Below are 17567 nucleotides of genomic sequence, written 5' to 3'. Positions count from 1 at the left end.
GACACAATAAATGAAAACCGGCTATAACGCCGGTTTTTTATTTATCTTTGCAGCCTTTTATCAAGCACAGGCTTAATTGTTTATGATTCACCCGGAAATAGAGAAACGAAAAACATTTGCTATCATTAGTCACCCCGATGCCGGAAAGACGACCTTAACGGAAAAATTCCTGCTGTTTGGTGGCGCCATCAATACTGCTGGTGCTGTTAAGCGCAACAAAGCCAACCAGAGCAGTACCTCCGATTTTATGGAGATTGAAAAGCAACGCGGTATTTCTGTCGCTACTTCCGTAATGGGATTTGAATATAGCGGAAAACGCATTAATATATTAGATACGCCCGGACACAAAGACTTTGCCGAGGACACTTACAGAACCCTTTCTGCTGTCGATAGTGTAATTCTTGTCGTAGACTGTGTAAAAGGGGTCGAAGAACAAACCGAGAAACTGATGGCTGTCTGTCGCATGCGAAACACTCCGGTAATCATTTTTATCAATAAAATGGACCGTGAGGGTAAAGATGCATTTGATCTGCTTGATGAAATTGAGACCAAGCTGAATATCAGTCTTTGTCCGCTTTCATGGCCAATCGGTCAGGGACATACTTTTAAAGGTGTTTATAGCATCTACAACAAGCACCTGAATCTATTCGAAGCAGACAAAACCAAGATCAGTGATCCTGTTATTGAAGTCAATGACCTAAATGATGAGAACCTGAGTAACTTCTTAAAAGAAAAAGAACTGAATGGTTTAAAAAGTGACCTTGAACTCGTGGAAGGTGTGTATGGAACTGTAGATAAAGAGATGTACTTGGAAGGATTGCTTGCGCCGGTATTTTTCGGCAGTGCGATTAATAACTTCGGGATCAAAGAACTGCTGGATACCTTCGTAAATATAGCTCCTAGTCCGAAAAGCAGGGATGCGGAAGAGCGTGAGGTGCTGGCTACAGAGAAAAACTTTACCGGCTTTGTATTTAAAATCCATGCCAACCTTGACCCTAATCACCGCGACAGGATTGCGTTTTTAAGGATCTGTTCGGGGAAGTTTGAACGCAATAAATTCTACTTCCATACACGTAACAATAAGAAAATCAAATTTTCGAACCCGATGGACTTTATGGCCAATGAGAAAAGCATTGTAGAAGAGGCCTGGCCAGGAGATGTTGTAGGGCTTTATGATAGCGGAACATTTAAAATTGGCGATACACTTACTGAAGGAGAAAAACTCCAGTTTAAAGGCATTCCCAGCTTCTCTCCTGAGATATTTAAAGAGGTAGAGAACAGAGATCCGCTGAAAACCAAACAGCTGGAAAAAGGCCTGCAGCAACTCACAGAGGAAGGGGTAGCACAATTGTTTGTGATGCAGCCCGGAAACCGTAAAGTGATCGGTGCAGTGGGCGATTTGCAGTTCGAGGTAATCGCATTCCGTTTAGAGCATGAATATGGCGCGAAGGCCCATTTCAGGATGCTGAGCTATACCCGCTCGAACTGGGTAACGTCTAAGGATCCGAAAAAACTCGAAGAGTTCTTAAAACGTAAGCAGCAGCACATAGGCGAAGATAAGGACGGGAATCCTGTATACTTGGCCGACAATGAATTTATGATCAATATGACAATGAGGGATTATCCTAATATTGAATTCCATAAAACTTCAGAATTCAAGTAATAAAAACGAAGGTGGATCAAATTGACCCGCCTTCGTTTTTATGATAGTTTACTTAGCGCCGCAGCGATCCTCGGCATCATTTCCTTAATATCTTGTAGTGAACAGCCTCCTACAGAAGCTCTGAACCATGCCATCGACTCTTTATTTCCGAACGCCGAAAATGGCACCAATGCGGTTTGAGCTTCTTTGATTAAATAGAAATTTACATCCGCACTGTTTTTAAGCACATCGCCTGCTGGTGTGGTTTTTCCAATACAATCTATCTTAAGCGTAAGGTAGATCGCTCCCATGGGAACTACCGCATCAACATGGAACCCTTCTTTCCTAAGCCGCTGAAAGCCATTATACAATTCATCAAGACTTAACCGTACCTGCGTCTTAAAAGAATCCAGAAACTGGTCTACCTGCTCAGAATTTTTAAAATATTTAGCTACGGCAACTTGCTCTGCCTTTGGCGCCCATGCTCCGATATGTCCCAGCAAGGCTTTCATTTTATTAATAATGCCTTCAGGTCCGAAAGCCCATCCCACCCGCACACCTGTTGAGGCCAGGCATTTTGAAATTCCATCTATATAGATCACATAATCCTTCAATTCCGGGCGAAGGCTTACAGGGTTTACATGTTCTTTTCCGAATGTCAGCAAGGAATAAATCTGATCGTAAAGAATGTATAACGGCTTTTCGTCTACATCCCTCGACTCATTTTCCTCGATGACCAGGTCACATATTTCCACAAGCTGCTCCTGGGTAAACATTGTTCCTGTCGGGTTTAACGGAGAACACAGTGCAAGCAGCGTTGCTCCCTTTAAATGAGGCCTCAATTGTGCTGCCGTAGGCATAAAGTTGTTTTCTAATGTCGTTTCCACTGCAATACCTTTGGCAGAAGAAAGATGGCAGTAATGATTGTTGTTCCAGGAAGGAGCCGGATAAACGACCTTATCTCCAGGATCGATTAAAGCCAGGTAAGTAGCATAGATTAGTGGACGGGAACCTCCAGCTACCAAAACATCTGAAATACTGTAACCCAATGAATACCTATCCTTTAAAACATCAACTATCGTCTCTCTCAAAGCCAATATCCCGTCAGCAGGAGGGTAATTGGTTTGGTTTTGATGATATGCTTCAACTATTTCTGTTTTAAGTGCTTCAGGGATTGGGAAAATTGAAGGATCAAAATCTCCGATAGTCAGGTTTGCAATCTGTGCACCCTTTCGCTTCATATCATTAACTTCATTACCTATTTTAATGATTTCCGAGCCGATAAGCGTGTTTGCTAATACTGATACATTCATTTTGTTGCTATAAAGAGATTAGGCCAGCAATTTTAAGATGGCATTTTTCGATTTTTCAAAGTTAAACTGGGAGAGTATTTCGTTCATCATGCCTTCTATTTCGGCATTGCAGAGGTTGCCGATACTGCCTTCATGCGTATGGTGTATTTCTTTACCCGGTTCAAATGTTCCTTTTTCAATAGAATCACCTACAATTTTATAAGCCTCCCTGAAAGGGGTTCCTTTTAGCGCAAGCTCATTTACTACTTCAACGCTAAAAAGATAGGCGTATTTTTTATCTGCCAGGATATTATCCTTGATACTGATATTTTGCAGCATAAAGGTTGTCATTTCAAGACATTCGTTCAGTGAAATTATCGCAGGAAAAAGGTTTTCTTTCAGCAATTGCAAATCTCTATGATAACCTGAAGGCAGGTTAGTGATCATCATTGCGATTTCATTAGGCAATGCCTGGATCTTGTTACAGCGTGAGCGGATCAGCTCAAATACATCCGGGTTCTTTTTATGCGGCATAATGCTGGAACCGGTGGTCAATTCATCCGGAAAGCTGATAAAGCCAAAATTCTGGTTGATAAACAAGCATACATCCATTGCCATTTTAGCGAGTGACGCCGCTACAGAAGACATCGCCTGGGCCAAAATACGTTCCGTCTTACCCCTTCCCATTTGGGCATACACCACATTGTAGTTTAATCTTTCAAAGCCTAAAAGTTCAGTAGTCATAGTTCTGTTAAGTGGAAATGAAGAGCCATATCCAGCTGCAGAGCCCAATGGGTTTTTATTGCAGACCTTCCATGCCGCCAGCATCATCTCCATATCGTCGACCAGGCTTTCTGCATAAGCGCCAAACCACAAGCCAAAAGATGAGGGCATAGCGATCTGAAGATGCGTATAACCCGGAAGCAATTTATCCTTGTGTGTATTACTCAATGCAATCAGCTGTTCAAATAAAACAGAGGTATTGCCCACAATTTCTTCTATACAGTTCCTGAAGAACAGTTTTAGATCAACCAGGACCTGGTCATTACGTGATCTTCCGCTATGAATCTTTTTACCGGCATCACCAATTCTTTGGGTCAGCAGCCATTCGACCTGCGAATGCACATCCTCTACCGTATCCTCAATAGTAAAATCACCTGCTTCTATTTCAGCATAAATATTCTTAAGTTCCTTTTGAATGTCTTTCAGTTCCGATGCTTCAAGTAGTCCTATGCTTTCCAGCATCTCTACATGGGCAAGCGAACCCAGTACATCGAAAGCCGCCATCTGCAAATCCAGTTCCCTGTCTTTACCAACAGTGAAAGTCTCTATATCCTTATTTACGTTTACGTTTTTTTGCCAGATCTTCATTTATTTCAAGTATAATCCTCATGAAATGAGGTAAAAGTATTTCAGCAAAAATACAATAATTACTAATAGTATCGGGCACACAAGATCAAAACACAGCCAGGGCAGGTAAACGCAATGTTGTTGCATAATATTCTTGTTATACAGTGAAACTCTAAAGACAATGTGATATTTTAGCAAAAATTAATTCAAACAAGATGATTAAGTATAAGTTACCACTGTTGTTGTTGCTATTGCCATTTGCGGCAAGTCTCCATGCACAACAAAAGCCGGCATTAAGCTGGAAAGATTTATCGAAATGGAATTACATCAGGAGCAATACAAACTCTATGTCGCCAAACGGGCGGTGGATGGCCTGGGCAGACGGGCCTACAGAGGGCGACCTACAGTTGATTATCCGTAAAACATTGGATACTACCAGCTTTAAATATCCGATTGGGGCAACCCCAACCGGCGCGAGTTTTACAAAAGACACTAAGTTTGCAGCGTTTAAGGTCTCGCCTAAAGATGCGGAAGCAAAAGCAGCGAGGAAAACAATGCGGCCGACTTATGATAAGTTGATGCTGGTTTCTCTGCCTGGAAACGAAAAGACCACCTTTGAAAAAGTAAGAAATTTCAGCTTTTCAGGAGAATCACCGGAATGGATCGTCATCCAGTTTGCCGGACCGGAAAATGCTTCCCGCGATAAAGATGCTCCCAAAGGCACTGATATACTGCTTTATCACCTGGCCACAAAAGCGAGCTACAACATTGGAAATGTTTCTGAATTTTCATTCAATAAAGCAGGCACAAAACTGGCTTATATCATTGATGCGAATGGGCAAAATGGAAACGGGATCTTCATCAGGGATATGAAAACCGGCTTAACAACAGCCATTGAAAATGACAAAGCCAGCTACAAAGGAATCAACTGGAATGAGAAAGGTGATGCATTTGCGCTTTTAAAATCTAATAAAAATGAGAAGTATAAGGAAGATGTTTTTACGGTCATAGGCGTTCACAAGCTTGCAGAGAACAAGCCGCACAAAGTCTCTTACTCAGGTATTGATCAGGCCGGTTTTCCTAAAAATATGGGCGTAAGTTCAAACAGCAACCCTTTCTGGTCAGATGACCAGTCTACTCTTTTCTTTGGCATCAGCAGCCTTGAAAAAAAAGAGGAAAAAAAGACCGATAGTATTGCCAAGGTAAAAACAGACCCCGCTAAAGCTAAGGGCACCCCTGCCAAAGCAGATACAGTGGCCAAAACCAAGACCGATGTAAAGCTCGCTACTCCTGTAAATAAAGCAGATATTGAAAAGCCAGACATGATCATCTGGAACTGGCAGGACAAGCGTTTGCAGTCGGCTCAGCAAACCCAGGAAATCCGTGATAAAAATTATAGCTTCCTGAGTTCTTATAGCATTGCAGATAAAAAATTCAGCCAGTTGGCAGACAGCAACATGAGATCGGTAATGGTTGCTCCAAAACAGTTATACGCCATCGGTTATGACAATTCCAGCTATGAGCTAATGAGCAATCTGGATGGACAAAGCTATACCGACATCTACCTTATTGATCTTAAAACAGGAATGAAGAAGCGTATTTTTGAAAAATACTATTCCTCTGGAAGAGGCGGGCTAAATGTATCTCCATCCGGAACCTGGGCCAGTTATTATAATGACGGTGTATTCTATAGCATGAACCTTGCCACTCAACAGCAATACAACCTGACGGGAAAAATCAAATCTTCTTTTATTGATCAGCTGGATGACCATAATGTATCAAAGCCTGCTACGCCTAATTTTGGATGGTCTGCAGACTCCAAATATATCTTCATAAGGGACAATTACGACTTATGGAAAATAAGTGCAGACGGAAAGAATGTCGCGGCTGTTAGTGACAACTGGAAATCTAAAAAAATTGCTGTTCAGAATAAATACAGGATCTATCCTGATGAAAAGGGAATAGATTTAAGTAAGGATCAGTATTTTGGAATATTCAATACAGAAAACAAAAAAAGCGGCATAGCAATTCTGGAAGCGGGGAAAACCAATTTAAAACCATTATTTTTAGACGACAACAGCTATGTAGGCTTCTCAAAAGCCTCAGATGCAAAGGTTTTCGCCTATGTGAAACAAAACAATCAAAAATCACCGGAGGTCTACGTTACCAGCTCAACCACAATCTCACCTGCAAAACAGATCACCACCAACACTCCTGATCAGGAAAAATACGCATGGTCATCTGGTGTGAAATTAATTAACTATGTAAGTGCAAACGGTGATTCTCTTCAAGCTGCATTGTATCTTCCTGCAAACTATCAGGAAGGAAAAAGCTACCCAACTATCACGTACATATATGAGCGTCTTACTGATGAGCTAAATGCCTATACAATGCCTGGATTCCCTGGTGGCGGGTTCAATAAGGCGATGTACAACAGCAACGGTTACGCTGTACTGATGCCGGATATTAAATACAAACTGAATGATCCGGGAATGTCGTCGGTAGCCTGTGTAGTTCCGGCTGTAAAAGCTGCGATAGCTACCGGAATAGTTGATGAAAAGCGCGTTGCGATTCATGGTCACTCATGGGGTGGCTATCAGACGTCCTTCCTGATCACACAAACCAACATCTTTAAAGCCGCAGCCGCTGGAGCCCCTCTTACCAATATGATCAGTATGTACAGCCTGATTTATTGGAACAGCGGAGGAACAAATCAGGCAATTTTTGAATCCAGCCAGGGCAGACTTACTCCGGGATACTGGGACAACTGGGATGCTTTCGCTCGTAACTCTCCGGTCTACCACATTAAAAAAGTGCAGACACCACTGCTGTTGCTGCACAATGATAAAGATGGCGCTGTTGATTACACGCAGGGCATCGAATATTACAACGGCTTGAGGAGGCTCAACAAACCTGTCGTCATGATCACCTACAGAGGAGAAAATCATGGCATTGCCAAGTTACCAAACCGTAAAGATTATGCTGTAAGAATGATGGAATATTTTGATTACATGCTTAAAGATAAACTGGCACCAGACTGGTGGGCTAAGGGTGTGAACCGCTTAGATATGGAAAAACACCTGGACGAAAGGGCATTTGAAGCTGAAGAATAACCTTTAAAATTAAAGAAGCCTGCTAAACTACATTTAGCAGGCTTCTTTATTCTACAACAATTCGATTTTGTCCAGTAAATCCTGAGCAAGCTTCTGAATTTTTGAAGTCTCAGCATCTGCGAGCGACCTTGATTTTTTTGCAGCCTGTAATGCTTCGTCTTTCTTCTTTAAGGACAAGCACACTTTTGCGAAAGTGCTTTGAATAGAATATTCTTCTGGTTCCAGCTGCACGGCTCTTTTGGCCATCAGGTAAGCCTGATTAAGTGCAACAGCACTTGATGCACCTTTATAATCCGCTCTTCTTGCCAGGAAGCTCAATTTCTCTGCCTCATCCTTTAAATAACTCTTTAAAGCCAGATTGGTGATATTTTTATACTCTTCAAACCTTCCTTGTTCCAGGTAAAAATCTGCTTCCAACATCATCCCTTGTTTCTTACGATCTGTCTGATCTGAATTCTTAAAATGAGCAAGCGCTTTCATAAAAGAAGACTCGTCTTTAGCGCTCATATAACCATACATGGTGCTGGTGATCAGACGGTCCGTCAACTGATCTCTTTCTTGCTGGGTGCTCAGGGAGTTAAACTTTGACTTATTCGCCATAAAGTACGCTCCTGCACGATCTTTCTCAGTACGTGCAAGTGCATTGATTACCTTCCAGCCAAAAGCCGAACTCAGCTCTTCATCAGAAATTAACGAAGTAATGTCTTTTCCTACCTTATCAGCCTTTGCTCTGTCAGATTTCTGCAAAGCCATGTAATAATTCAGCAGAAATGGTAAATCCTTTTGTCCGCTCTCATATCTCTTGTTGAGAAAAGCAAAGTTTCTTTTAGGATCTGCAGCCATCTTTCCTTCTTCAAGAAATTCAGCGACTGACATTTTAGAACCGGTTCTATGTATAACCTCTCCTTTATCATTTACAAAAAGGAAAGTAGGAAATGATTGTACGTTATATTTCTTGCGCAATTCGATTCCTGCTCCCTTTTCCATATCAATCTTTGCGTTGATAAAGTTTTTATTGTAGAAATCAGCAACGGAAGGTTCAATAAATACATTTTTATCCATCCATTTACATGGCGCACACCAGGAAGTATAACAGTCAATGAAGATGAGTTTTTGCTCCGCAGAAGCTTTTTGAGCCATTGCAGCCCAGCCATTCACCTGGTTAAATTTAATTCCTTCCTGCCCTTTAACCATATTGGCAAAAAGCAGAAGGATCACTATGCATATATTTTTCATTTGTTTTTTCAATTTGTTAATCATTATCTCTCGTACACAGGTATTGATGGATTATATTCAAGCACCTTCGGCGGCAACGGTAGAATATAACGTTTGTCATTAGGCGCCAATGTGTATGTCTGCGTGCCATTTTTATGAGTAATAGTCTTGGCAAATCTGCTATCTTTATTCAAACGCTTCAGGTCCACAAGTCTCGTGATTCCCATATATGGCATTTCTCTTCTGCGCTCATCAAGAACCAGCTCCAATGCCTCATTATTTGTTGATGCTACCAAAGGTTTATTTCCAACAATACGCATATTACGCAATTTATCGATGTGTTCTAATGCCAATTCTTTGCTGCCAACCCTTGCTTCACACTCTGCCGCAATCAGATAGAGTTCCGGAGTGCTAAAACCCATATTAAATTCGATATAAGGTGCCCATAAAAATCTACCGGGGAAAAGAGTCATGGCGGCGCCAAAATTAGCTTGTCCGTCACAGAAGAAAAGTTTTAACCTCTGATCTGTTGCCCCTGCTGGGATACTTTTCCGATATACATCCAGCAAATCTGTACTTGCATACACCTCAGCAAAGACATGTCCGTAACTCGATGCTGTCAGCCTTGTCCAAACGCTTTCTTTGCTTTTATCTGCATCAGGGAAAAGCACCGACTGGTCTGCAATCGTACAAACCCTGCCCCACGTACCTTTTTTGTTGGTATAAATGCTATAATCTATCAGTGCATTGTTTAATTTCAAAGCCTCATTTGCATTTTTTAGTGCTTCATCATACTTACCCATATAGAGGTACATTTTACTTAAAAAAGCATATCCGACACTTTTGGTTGGCCTGAAACTATGCGCTGCGGTATTTCCCAAATTAGGTAAAGCCTCATCAAGATCCTTTTTGATAAACTCATATACTTCGGCAATTGTATTCCGTTTATACTTTACGTTGATATCTTCACTTGACACCAGGGGAACTCCCAGCGCTGTCGTTGCTGTTGCAGGATCATAATGCTCCGCATAAGCATTTACCAGTGTCAGGTACTCGAATGCCCTACCGATCTGTGCCTCTGCCTTTAATTGTTTTTTATCTGCAGCAGAACCATCCGGCACTTTTTCGATGTTATTGATCACTGTATTATACACATAAATGTGCTCATAAGCCGGCTCATAAAAACGGTCAGACTCACCCGGTTCAAAAATTGCTCCTCCTTTGAACTCATACATATTGCGTTTAAACAAGGCGTACAACGGGTAGTCGGCCGCCTTATTCGGGTCTTTCACTTCTCCGGCCTGAACATCATCTGTCAGATAGTTTGGATAAGCAGACGATACCCTGTATAAGGAGGCATTGTTGAGTAATTTTGCGTAATCTTCATAAAATTCAGGAATGGTATATCCCTTTGGCTTGATGTCCAGGTATTTTTTACACCCGGTTGAAAGCATCACACCAACAATAAATAAAAGGCTGAATATCTTTTTCATAAAATTCAAATTAAAAGTTAGCAGATAAACCAAAGGTGTATGTTAGGGGTAACAAAGCACCTCTTGAAGGTGTCAGTGTCGTACCAGACCATACTTCCGGATCAAGGTTCTGTTTGTTTGCCGACCATCTCCATGCATTCTGAACCTGGAAACTGAACCGCAGTTTCTGGATATAGTTTCTTCTGAGCTTATCATTAGCCAGGCTGTATCCCAAAGTAATGTCTCTTAGTTTGATGTAATCCGCTTTTTGAATGTGTCTGTCTGCCGCTTCCCACAATTGAGTAATGGTACTGCTTGCCGCCGTGTAAAATCCCGGAGCTATTCCATCTATCTGCTCGTCTCCAGGCTTCTTCCAATAGTTTAGCGCGTTTCTTTCTATGTTGCTGGTATAGTTCAGCTCAGCATATTTTGTCAGGTACGGAGCCGACACATCACGCATTACATGACCGCCATAGTAAATGAACATAAAGAAAAGGTCAAAATTCTTATAGCTCAGGTTATTCATCATTGATGCAGCATAAGGTGGCGTAGCAGTTCCCCCATAAATTAGGTCATCTACCACCAGCTGATCCGTTCCTTTTACTTCCCTGCCATCTTTAGTCAGTGCAATAGGGCGTCCTGCATTATCCAAACCTTTATAATTGATGCTATATAATGAATTCATTGGTACTCCAACTCGGTTCTGACCTCTGTCAACATAAGAGAAAATAGTATTTCCGGAATTTTCTAATCTGGTTAGCTTGTTTTTATTGTAATTAAAATTGACCGTCGTGCCCCATTTAAAATCTGTGGTCACCATATTTACACTATTGAGTGAAATGTCTACTCCACGGTTTCTCATGCTGCCATAGTTCACAATGATATCGCTCCAGCCTATAGTAGGATCTGAGTTCAGCCTCCCCAACAAGTCAGTTGTAGATTTATTGTAGAATTCTATTGAACCTGTAAGCCTGCTTTTCAACACGCTAAAATCTACAGCCAAATTGGTCACCTTCGTTTTCTCCCACCTTAAACCTGAGTTTGGCGGACTATAAACCGACGACTGGGCCTCATTTGTGTAATAATTAGGGCTTGTACTGTCCATAGAAATCATATATGGACCGCTATCCTTTGGAATATTTCCGTTGATTCCGTAAGTAGTTCTTACAGCAAGGCGATCAAGCCAGTCGTTTTGATTTTCAGAGATCACATACAATAGTCCGGCAGACCAAAGCGGCTTATACTGGTATTTTGGGTCTGTTCCAAAAAGATTCGACTGATCCATTCTGATACTCGCGGTTGCTGTAATTTTGCGATCGAAAGTATAGGATCCGTTCCCATAAAATGAAACATACCTATTTTCTCCATACAGGAATCCTCTTTCTGCTCTGCTCAATTGGAAACGCCCAAATAAATCTTCTGTACCAAGAGTTGCCTGCGAAAGGGCCAGCTCATTAATAGGTTTATAGCTCAGACTATAGTCGTCGTAACCATATTTGTAAACATCTGTCGACGAGCTGACAATTTTTCGTTGTTCAGTTCCGGCTATGATGTCCACTCTATGTTTTTCACCAAAAAGCTTGTTGTAGTTAAACTGTGCACGCAAAGTATGTGAATTCTGATCACCTCTTGTTTCATTCAATTGTCCTCCAATTGGAATCAAACGCTCAATTTTACCATCTGACTTTACAATTGTTGCGTTGTTGATTTGCGTCTTTACAGCATATGCATCTTTATTAGAGAACTGTTTTCTATACTCTTCTGTTCTTTCCTTCTGAAAAAGCAGGTTTAACGATAATCCATCTATGATTTTAAAATTGGCTCCAATATTAAGGTTCAGGTAGTTACTGTTAAAAGTATAGTGCTTTTTATTCATCTCATTAACCGGGGCGTAGTTCTCATCCAGTAAACGCAAGCCGTTTAGTCTGTCAATTTCAAACTGAGATTTTGAATTCAACCATTTAATCGGATTACCACTTTCATCCCTCAACATAAAATAAGATGCTTTACCTGTATTGAGCATTCCTACACCGCTCACACCATTGTCGTAATCTTCTTTTACATTGCTGCCCAGCACACCCACATCGAACTTCATCCACTTTGTAAAATTAAACGTATTGTTCAGGTTAAATCCGATACGGTTTCTGGTTTGCTCACGCTCATAAGGATTTGAACCCAGATAGTTACCACTCAGGTTGTAACTATAAAAATCAGAGCCGCCTGAAAAAGACAGGTTATGTTGCTGGTCCATCGCTGTTTTACGGATGTATTCCTTGAGTACCTGGTCGTACCTGTCGCTATTTCTGTAAACATCAAGTGCCGTCTGAAGCTGAGCTTCTGTAATATTACCTTCACGCTGTTCATAAAACAACCTGTAGACCTCATTCATCGCCTTACGCGGATCTATTGCCGAATATGAACCTGATCTGTAATTAAACATCTCCCGCTGAAAATCAACCAATTCCGCGCTGGTCATTTTATTCGTGTAACCGCGATCAGGCAGTGGAGTAAATTTCACCGTTGCACTGTAATTAACTCTTAGCGGGCCTTTTTTGCCTTTACGTGTGTTGATCACAATAACTCCATTTGCAGATCTTGCACCGTAAATAGAGGCAGCTGTAGCATCCTTGAGAATTGAAATATTTTCCACATCAGAGGGGTTAATGGATTGAATGTCGCCCTCAAATGGTGCTCCATCTACTACATACAAAGGATTACTGTTTCCGCTGATTGTAGAAATTCCACGGATTCGGATTTGAGTATTCCCTGCCACTTTATAACTGGTTAAACCGGCAGACATGCCCTCTATTCTATCCAATATATTGAGCTGCAATTTGCCCTGGAGATCCTTATCTGCATTGATGACGTCTATTGAACCTGCAGCGCGTTCCTTAGGAATATTCTGATATCCTGTAGAAACAACGGCAATCTCTGATAGTAAAGCCGGATTTAGCTCAAGACTGATCGTTAAGTTGGTTGATGATCCCACTTGAATCTCTTTTGGTTTATAACCGACGAAAGAGATCAGCAGTATGGCTTTTTCATCTATTCCTTTCAGTTCAAAAATACCTTCTCCGTTAGTCAGTACAGTTGTCCTTGCGCCTTTCACCTGAATGGTTGCGCCGAGTAAAGGAAGTCCGTTTTCATCCAGCACCTTTCCTTTTACGTCAATCGGTGGGACAAACGTGTTCTTAAAAAACTCTGTTTTTCGCTGTATCACCACCGTATTCTGTTGTATCACATACGTAATCGGCTGATTCTTGAAACAGGCATCCAATGCCTCCTGCAAGGAAGCTCCCTGTAGCGTTATCGAAACAGGTTTTATGCCTTTAAGGGTCTGAGTCGTGTACAAAAAGTCGTACCCGCTCTGATTTCGCAACTCTGCCAGAACCTTATCCATAGCTACATTTCGCTGGTTAATAGTAATTTTCTGGGCTAAGCTTGCGGCACTGATCTGAACCAATAAAGTGGTGATTAATAAAAAGGTCAGCTTCATTATACGCAATATTTGTTTGGAACTGCAAGCACGTAGCCCCGCCCCAAATAGATCATAAAATATCATTATATTTGTTAGGTTTGGTTTTATAATAGATTGTTTTCTGCAAATTATTTTTAGTAACCCAAACTATATTCAAGTCCCGATGGCCGTCGGGACTTGCTTTTTTTAGATTACTGTTCTGGTATCATTATGGCATAACAGTAATCCTCCTTCCTTCAACTTTAAAGTGAACAGCCTGAGTAAGTTCCAACAGATTCAATACCTCTGAAACCTTCTTAAACCGTGAAATACTTCCCACAAAATCATTTTCGGTAATTTTTCCCTGGTATATCACTTCTATATCATACCATCTGGCAACCTTCCGCATGATGCTTTCAATCCTCTCATTGGCAAACACAAAATTGCCATTTTTCCAGGCCAGCGCCTCCTCCATATTCGCAGGCACTACGGTGAGCGCATGATTACGTACGACAGATTGCTGCCCGGGAACTAAATAGACTTTTTTTAACTGCTGTTCTGAAACCGCTTTATTACTGGCTGTAACAAGCACGGACCCTTCAAACAAGGTAGTTTGAACCGCAGGTTCATCGTTATAATTATTAATATTAAAATGGGTTCCTAAAACATTTACCGTCTGCCTGCTCGTTTTTACCACAAAAGGCCGGTGTGTCTTTGCTACTTCAAAATAAGCTTCTCCGCTAAGTTCAACTTCTCTTAAATCTGCACTGGCAATAGCAGGAGAGAACTTAATGGCGCTTTCTGCATTCAGCCAAACCTTAGTTCCATCAGGCATAATAAGCTGATACTGCCCACCTCTCGGAGTGGTAATGACATTCACTGCTCCGGGAGCAACTTTTGAATTCCCGGAAACATTATAGATCAACTGCCCGTCCTTGGTTTTTACGATCTCAATGCCTTGTCCACCTGCGATCGCCCCATTCTTAGCATCTGTAAGAGAGATGTTAGATCCATCTGCCAATGTAAGGATTGCCTTATCCCCGCCTGGTTTTACATCATTTGCAAACCTAGGGTGCTTTCTTTCCGGCTCAGCACTGCGGTTAAAAAGTAATGCAAAAGACAATGCAACCAGTAAAATAGCTGCGGCAGTCCAGCGAAACAGAAGCATCTTATTTATTTTCTTAGCGCGAGGTTTATCTACGGCAATAATCCTGTTGAGCACGGGAGCCCATTTCTGATGATCCACGACCTCAGCAGTAAGCTCTGCTTCCATCATGTCCACAATAGCAGCTGTTATACCGTCTTCGTCAGTTGTCGTCAGGTCTAAAAGCTCAGCTGTCTCGGCCGAGGTAAGCTTCCGCAATTCAAATTGTTGTAATAAATAAACAGTTCTGTTCTTCATAAGATTCAATACTAAGAAACCCCAAAAGCAATTTAGGACTATCGCTCATTCAAAAATGTTTACGATTTATTTCAATAAGGCTATGTAAGCCAGTACAGAGAGTGCTATACCGTGTTTATTCAGATGTTCTCTAACAGATTTCAAAGAAATCACTAAAGCATTTTTTACCGTATTTGGAGATAACTGCAGACTTTCAGCAATATCAGGAATGGTCATCCCCTCCGTCCTGCTCATCTTAAAGATCTTCCTCCTCTGATCGGTCAGGCGTTCTACAGCATTTCCAATAAGCATGTTGATCTCATTCAGATTTAATGTATCTATGGTCACATTACTTTGCTCCGGATAATCTGCTTTGAGTTGATCAATTGCCTTAGTTTTTTTTAATTCCTTTCTAAGGTAATTCAGGCACTCATTTGAGGCATATTTATACAAATACGCCTTTGCATTTTCTATTCCTTCCAGCTTTTCACGGTTTAGCCAGATTCGCAAAAAAGTATCCTGAATAATCTCTTCAGCAGCGTGCTCAGACTTCGTAAATTTTAATGAAAACTGCTTCAATACGGGCAAGTAGTGGTAGAAAAGTACACCAAAAGCTTGCTCATCTCCTTCAGAGATTTGCTTCAGTAATAACTTTTCATTATCTATTTGCTGTATTGCCATGCGCTGGTCCATTTCCCCCTCAGATTTTTAAACCCGGAAATAGTTCCCAATGTTAAATAATTATTTTCAAACTATTTACCCTTAATTACCGGCTTTAGCATTGCGATGTATAATTCTATACCTTCAGCGATCTCATCTACAAACACATACTCATCTGCCATATGAGACCTCGCAGAATCACCCGGGCCTACTTTTACCGAAGGGATGCTCAGCAAAGCCTGATCGGAAGTCGTGGGAGATCCATAAGTAGTTCTGCCGAGTTTGATTCCAGCCTGTACGAGCGGGTGTTCCTTGTCGATAGAAGAAGGCTTCAACCTGATCGACCGGGGTTTTACTTCACAATCTACATTTGTACGAATGATTTTCAGTACCTCTTCATTTGTGTAAGCATCTGTAACGCGTACATCAACCGTAAACGTACAGGTAGCCGGCACCACATTATGCTGAGAACCCGCATTGATTATAGTAACCGTCATCTTTAAAGGGCCAAAAACATCCGAAACCTTTGAAAAGCGATAATTCCTGAACCACTCAATATCCTTAAGCGCCTTATAAATCGCATTATCCCCTTCTTCCCTTGCGGCATGTCCTGCCTTTCCTGTTGAAGTACAGTCCAATACCAGCAAACCCCTCTCAGCAATTGCAAGGTTCATTTGAGTTGGCTCTCCTACTATGGCAAATTCCAAGTCGCCTAGGTCCGGAAGCACACATTCCAACCCGTCATTTCCTGAAATTTCTTCCTCGGCTGTAGTAGCCAGACAAATGTTATAACTCAATCCTTCCTGATCATAGAAGTACAAAAAGGTTGCTATAATCGATACGAGACATCCTCCTGCATCATTGCTGCCCAACCCATATAATTTACTATCTTCCACAGCAGCATCATAAGGATCGCGCGTATATCCCGAATTTGGCTTTACCGTATCATGATGAGAATTTAAAAGCAAGGTCGGTTTAGTTGCATCAAAATATTTGTTATAAGCCCAGATGTTATTAAGCTTACGGTGTGTTTTTATATTTCTTTGCTGCAAAAATTGTTCAATTTCATTTGCGGTCCTATCTTCCTCCTTGCTGAATGACTGGATGCTGATCAACTGTTTTAACAATTCTAAACTATCCTTTTGCAGTTGTTCTATCATAAATATTATTCTTTTGTATATAATGCCCCGGCTTTTACTGCCGAAAGTTTAATGCCTTTGATCAATGATGAACTAAAGCCATTATGTTCCATTTCATTTAGTCCTGCAATGGTACAGCCTTTAGGTGATGTCACCTTGTCGATCTCCTGTTCAGGGTGCGATTGCATTTGCAGCAATAGATCCGCAGCTCCTTTTGCAGTCTGAACAGCCATTTTTAACGCTTCATCCGCATGAAATCCAATTTCCACCCCGCCCTGAGAAGCTGCCCTGATAGCCCTTAAGAAAAAGGCAATACCACAAGCGCACAACGCCGTTGCAGAGGTCATCAGGTCTTCATTGATCTTTACTACAGATCCTACCGTCTCAAACATCCTGATCACTTCCTCAACATTATCTTTTGTAGCATGATCAGTAGCTACACAAGTCATAGACTGCCCTATCGCAATTGCAGTATTGGGCATAGCCCTGATTACCTGCACATCTTCTCCAAGTTTACTCCTGATGTCGGCACAGCTAACACCGGATGCAACTGAAATGAAGACTTGTTTTTTTGCATCAACTGAAGGGCGTATTTGTTCCAGCAACTGGTTCAATTGCTGAGGAAGCACTGCTAACACAACAATATCAGCATTTCCAACAACAGCAGAATTGTCCGCACTAATCACAAAACCTTGTTCGGCCAGCACACTTAGGTTCGATATATTACGACGGGTAAGTGTGATCTGACTGGGTAGCGCGTAGTCAGCCTTAATCAGGCCTTTAGCTAAAGATACACCTATGTTTCCGCTTCCTAAGATGGCAATACTGCCTTTAAACTGGTTCATG

Annotated in this window: 11 protein-coding genes; 2 read left to right on the top strand and 9 right to left on the bottom strand. The window is 41.5% G+C overall.

Annotated features, from left to right (window positions below):
* The first annotated feature begins 82 nt into the window (after window positions 1-82).
* Window positions 83-1663 carry a peptide chain release factor 3 gene (locus FA047_RS14900; protein WP_136836874.1) on the top strand — a complete coding sequence of 527 codons (1581 nt, stop codon included), beginning with the start codon at window positions 83-85 and terminating at the stop codon, window positions 1661-1663.
* A 38-nt stretch (window positions 1664-1701) separates the two neighbouring features.
* On the opposite strand, the gene FA047_RS14895 is transcribed toward FA047_RS14900, so the two are convergent.
* The gene (locus FA047_RS14895) at window positions 1702-2955 is read right to left on the bottom strand and encodes a pyridoxal phosphate-dependent aminotransferase (protein WP_136836873.1); all 1254 of its coding nucleotides are present in this window, start codon (window positions 2953-2955) and stop codon (window positions 1702-1704) included.
* A gap of 18 nt (window positions 2956-2973) precedes the next feature.
* Window positions 2974-4305 (bottom strand): argininosuccinate lyase, encoded by a 1332-nt coding sequence (argH, locus tag FA047_RS14890; RefSeq protein WP_136836872.1) that lies wholly within the window; start codon window positions 4303-4305, stop codon window positions 2974-2976.
* A gap of 194 nt (window positions 4306-4499) precedes the next feature.
* On the opposite strand from argH, the gene FA047_RS14885 reads away from it, so the two are divergent.
* Window positions 4500-7397 carry a prolyl oligopeptidase family serine peptidase gene (locus FA047_RS14885; protein ID WP_136836871.1) on the top strand — a complete coding sequence of 966 codons (2898 nt, stop codon included), beginning with the start codon at window positions 4500-4502 and terminating at the stop codon, window positions 7395-7397.
* A gap of 51 nt (window positions 7398-7448) precedes the next feature.
* Here FA047_RS14885 and FA047_RS14880 read toward each other — a convergent pair whose 3' ends face one another.
* The 7 genes from FA047_RS14880 to proC form a co-directional block, all read right to left on the bottom strand.
* Window positions 7449-8633, bottom strand: a complete 1185-nt coding sequence (locus tag FA047_RS14880) for a thioredoxin family protein (protein ID WP_169304420.1) — start codon at window positions 8631-8633, stop codon at window positions 7449-7451.
* Window positions 8634-8656: 23 nt separating this feature from the next.
* Window positions 8657-10105: a RagB/SusD family nutrient uptake outer membrane protein gene (locus tag FA047_RS14875; protein ID WP_136836869.1), complete on the bottom strand. Its 1449-nt coding sequence runs from the start codon at window positions 10103-10105 to the stop codon at window positions 8657-8659.
* A gap of 10 nt (window positions 10106-10115) precedes the next feature.
* Complete coding sequence (locus FA047_RS14870) at window positions 10116-13580, bottom strand: SusC/RagA family TonB-linked outer membrane protein (RefSeq protein ID WP_169304419.1); 3465 nt, start codon at window positions 13578-13580, stop codon at window positions 10116-10118.
* 190 nt (window positions 13581-13770) lie between these two features.
* On the bottom strand, window positions 13771-14943 hold the full coding sequence (locus tag FA047_RS14865; RefSeq protein WP_136836867.1) for a FecR family protein: 1173 nt from the start codon (window positions 14941-14943) through the stop codon (window positions 13771-13773).
* A 66-nt stretch (window positions 14944-15009) separates the two neighbouring features.
* Entirely contained in the window at window positions 15010-15603 is a 594-nt protein-coding gene (locus FA047_RS14860) for an RNA polymerase sigma-70 factor (RefSeq protein WP_169304418.1), read from the bottom strand.
* Between the two features lie 71 nt (window positions 15604-15674).
* Window positions 15675-16742, bottom strand: a complete 1068-nt coding sequence (locus tag FA047_RS14855; protein WP_136836865.1) for a M20 family metallo-hydrolase — start codon at window positions 16740-16742, stop codon at window positions 15675-15677.
* A gap of 5 nt (window positions 16743-16747) precedes the next feature.
* On the bottom strand, window positions 16748-17566 hold the full coding sequence (proC, locus tag FA047_RS14850; RefSeq protein WP_136836864.1) for a pyrroline-5-carboxylate reductase: 819 nt from the start codon (window positions 17564-17566) through the stop codon (window positions 16748-16750).
* Window position 17567: the final 1 nt, after the last annotated feature.

The organism is Pedobacter frigoris (genome assembly GCF_005116445.1).
In the GTDB taxonomy this organism is placed as follows: domain Bacteria; phylum Bacteroidota; class Bacteroidia; order Sphingobacteriales; family Sphingobacteriaceae; genus Pedobacter; species Pedobacter frigoris.
The sequence above is the reverse complement of the archived record's forward strand: the minus strand, read 5'-3'. Positions and strand labels throughout refer to the sequence as shown.